Genomic DNA, 3611 nt, shown 5'->3' with positions numbered 1-3611 from the left:
CCGCCCCCGCCTCCGCCGCCGAGGCCCAGGGCGGCGGGCTGCGCCAGCTCGACGGTGATCTCATACCCGGGCCCCTCGGAGGGGACGTCGACCGCGGCCGCCAGCACGATGGCGAGGTCGTTGACCTCGACGCGGTCCCAGCACCCGGAGAGCGCAAGGGAGGCCGCGAGAGCGGCGGCCCACACGATCCCCCGCCGGCGCGTCATGGCACCACCTGCGGCGGCCGCGGTGCCATCCCACCGGCCTCGCGGACGGGATTGGTCTCGGCGGATGAAGGCCGGTATCGTTGGGCGAACCACGGCAGGCGCACCATGAAATCGCCCAGACCGCGCCACCGGAGGGGGGCGGCAGGCTGAAGGAAGGGCGTGCCGAAGGATCGCAGGCTGGCCGCATGCACGAGAATGAACAGCATGCCGAGGATGACGCCGTAGAAGCCGAGAATGCCGGCGAGGACCACGAGGGGAAAGCGCAGCAGGCGGACCGCCAGCGCCTGGTTGAAGTGCGGCAGGGCGAAGTTGGCGATGCCTGTCATGGCGACGACGATGACCATCGGCGCCGACGCGATGGACGCCTGGATGGCGGCGGACCCGATGACCAGCGCGCCGACGATGCTGACGGCCTGCGTGAGGTACTGCGGCACGCGAATGGCCGCCTCGCGCAGGATCTCGAACGACAACTCGATGATGAGCGCTTCGATCACCGCCGGAAAGGGAACGCGCTCCCGGGCATTGGCCAGCGTGAGGAGCAGCGGCGGCGGCAGCATGCTCTGGTGGAAGGTCGTCACGGCCACGTAGACCGACGGCAGGAGGAGCGCGGCCGCAAGAAAGAGGAAGCGAAGGTACCGCAGCGCCGTCGCGGCGATCCAGCCGTCATAATAGTCCTCCGGGGACTGGATGATCTGCCAGAACGTGCAGGGCACAACCAGCACGATGGGCGTGTTGTCGACGAGGATGGCCACCCTTCCTTCGAGGAGCCCGCCCGCCACGCTGTCCGGCCGCTCCGTCCAGACGGTCTGCGGGAAGATGGACGACGGGTCGTCGTGAATGAGCTCCTCGATGAAACTGGTCTCAAGCACGCCGTCGATGCGAATGCGCCGGATGCGGCGCAGGACCTCCTCCACGAGGCTCTCCCGCGCCACACCCTCGATGTAGGCGACGCGGACCTCCGTCCGTGAATATTCCCCCAATTTCAGGGCCACGAACTTCAGGTGCGGGCTGCGGATGCGCCGGCGGACCAGGCTGACGTTGGTGTTCAGGTCCTCCGTGAAACCTTCTTTCGGGCCGCGGATCACGCGCTCGTTGACGGCGCGGTTCACGGCCCGCTTGCTGAAGTTCGCCGCCGACACCGCGAGCGCCCGGGGCTCTCCCTCGACCAGCACGACCGCCACGCCGGCCGCGATCCGCTCCACAACGTCCCCCACCGTGCCCACCGTTTCCACCGGCGTGGCGCGGTGCAGCCGGGTCAGCAGCGCTTGGGCGCCACCGCCGGTCCTGAGTGGCTGGACGACAGAGCGATCCAGAAGCTTTTCATCCACCGTGCCGCTGAGAAACGCGAGGACCGCGCGACGGCCGTCGTGGCAGCGCACGGAGCGCGTGGTGAAGTGGTCCGTGTTCTCGTAGGCCATCGAGACCAGCGCCATCGTTTCGTCCAGGCTCCCGCCCAGCGGCTTGCGGCGCAGCCAGTATGGATCGAGGAGCCCGGCGCGGGCGACGGCGACGAGATCGATCACCGCCGTGAGCTTGTCGAGCAGGTCGTGCAGGGCCAGCTGGAGTTGCACGAGGGTTTTTCGATCACGGCTCACCGGTCGCACGCCCTCTGGCATGAAGTCTGCGTCTATCCTGCCGCACGGGCGGCGCGCGCATGCGAGCGGCGCGCGCATGCGAGCCGCATCTGCCTGCGGGCGCCCGTTGACAACTGGGAGAAGCTGGCGGTTACCATGGCCACGGGAGGGATTGCGATGGCGGAGACCCTGTCGGGCAAGCGCGTTGCGGTTCTCGCCGAGAACATGTACGAGAATCTCGAGCTGTGGTACCCGGTCCTGCGCCTGCGCGAAGCCGGAGCAGAGGTCGTGATCGTGGGCCCGCAGGCCGGCCAGACGTACACCAGCAAGGAGGGCTACCCGGCCAAGGCGGACCGCTCCGCCAGCGACGCTTCGGCCGCGGATTTCGACGCCGTCATCGTCCCGGGCGGTTACGCGCCGGACAGGATGCGCCGGAACGCCGACATGGTCCGCCTCGTGCGGGACGCGCACCAGCAGGGCAGGGTGGTGGCGGCCATCTGCCACGCCGGCTGGATGCTGGCCGAAGCCGACATCCTTCGCGGCCGGACGGTGACGTGCGTGCCCGCGATCAAGACGGATGTCGTCAACGCCGGGGCGAAGTACGTCGACCAGGACGTCGTCGTCGACGGGAACCTGGTCACGTCCCGGACGCCGGCCGACCTGCCCGCCTTCTGCCGGGAGATCATCCGATTGCTCGCGGCGCGCTGATTGCGCGCGCCCGGTGCCGCGCGTAGAATGAGAGGCAACGTTCGGCGATGACGCAGGACACGCCCGCGCGGGAGGTCGGCCCAGAGAGAGGCGGCCGCCGGCTGCAAGCCGCTTCCCGGAACGCCCGAGCGGGCACGGCCTGCCAGCCGCCAGGGCGAACCGCCGCCCACCGCTCCTGAGGGAGCAGGAGGTGACGCAGTAGCCCGGCCGGGTCCGGCCCGATATCGCCGGCCAGAGAGGGCCCGTCCCGAACCGACGCCATCCGCTGCGGCGGTCCCCGCGCAGTCGCGGGGCGGGTCAATGAGGGTGGAACCGCGGACTTGCCGTCCGTCCCTTCGGGGGCGGGCGGCATTCTCATTTCCGGGGGAATCGCAGCCGGGTGAACCCGGCCGAAAGGAGCGAGCCAGATGGAGTCCAGGGAGATTCGACTTCGCCTGCCGGACGGCAGCGAGCGCCGCGTGCCCGCCGGCACGACCGCCCTGCAGGTCGCGCAGGCCATCGGCCCGCGACTCGCCCAGGCGGCGCTGGCCGCGAAGGTCAACGGCGAGCTCGTCGACCTCGATCGTCCGATCCTCGAAGACGCGGAGATCCGGATTCTCACGTTCGCCGACGAGGAGGGCCGCGCCGTCTTCCGCCACTCGTCCACGCACGTGATGGCCCAGGCCGTGAAGCGGTTGTGGCCCGAGGCCAAGCTCGGCACCGGCCCCGCGCTTGAGGACGGCTTCTACTACGACATCGACCTGCCCCACGCGCCGTCGGAAGAGGACCTGGCGCGGATCGAGGCGGAGATGCGGCGCATCGTCGAGGCGGACTACCCGATCGAGCGCGAGGAGTGGCCGCGCGAGAAGGCGCGCGCGTTCTTCCTCGAGCTCAACGAGCCGTACAAGGTGGAGATCATCGACGAGCTGCCCCCGGACGCCACGATCTCCGTCTACAAGCAGGGGGAGTTCGTCGACCTCTGCCGCGGCCCGCACGTGCCGTCGACGGGGCGCATCCGGCACTTCAAGCTGCTGAGCGTCGCCGGGGCCTACTGGCGCGCCAAGGAGGGCAATCCCGTCCTCCAGCGGCTGTACGGCACCTCGTTCGAGCGGAAGGAGGACCTCGACCACTTCCTCTGGGCGCG

The 3611-nt window shown here is 69.8% G+C and carries 4 protein-coding genes; 2 read left to right on the top strand and 2 right to left on the bottom strand.

Features of this window, described 5'->3' with window-relative positions:
- Together IRZ18_09015 and IRZ18_09010 are read right to left on the bottom strand one after the other, a co-directional pair.
- Positions 1-206, bottom strand: a 206-nt coding sequence (locus tag IRZ18_09015) for a Ger(x)C family spore germination protein (GenBank protein MBX5477244.1), incomplete at its 3' end; no start/stop codon positions are given.
- Positions 203-1801: a spore germination protein gene (locus tag IRZ18_09010; protein MBX5477243.1), complete on the bottom strand. Its 1599-nt coding sequence runs from the start codon at positions 1799-1801 to the stop codon at positions 203-205. The genes IRZ18_09010 and IRZ18_09015, both read right to left, overlap by 4 nt.
- A gap of 156 nt (positions 1802-1957) precedes the next feature.
- Here IRZ18_09010 and IRZ18_09005 point away from each other — a divergent pair, with 156 nt between their 5' ends.
- Both IRZ18_09005 and IRZ18_09000 read left to right on the top strand, forming a co-directional pair.
- Positions 1958-2488, top strand: a complete 531-nt coding sequence (locus tag IRZ18_09005) for a type 1 glutamine amidotransferase (GenBank protein ID MBX5477242.1) — start codon at positions 1958-1960, stop codon at positions 2486-2488.
- 407 nt (positions 2489-2895) lie between these two features.
- A partial coding sequence (locus IRZ18_09000; GenBank protein MBX5477241.1) for a TGS domain-containing protein occupies positions 2896-3611 on the top strand: 716 nt, incomplete at its 3' end.

The organism is Clostridia bacterium (assembly GCA_019683875.1).
Lineage (GTDB): Bacteria > Bacillota > Sulfobacillia > RBS10-35 > Bu92 > Bu92.
This window is presented reverse-complemented; position numbering and strand designations above follow the sequence as displayed.

Coding starts and splice junctions, on each gene's coding strand:
- IRZ18_09005 (MBX5477242.1), top strand. CDS start 1,958: ATGGCGGAGACCCTGTCGGGCAAGCGCGTTGCGGTTCTCGCCGAGAAC.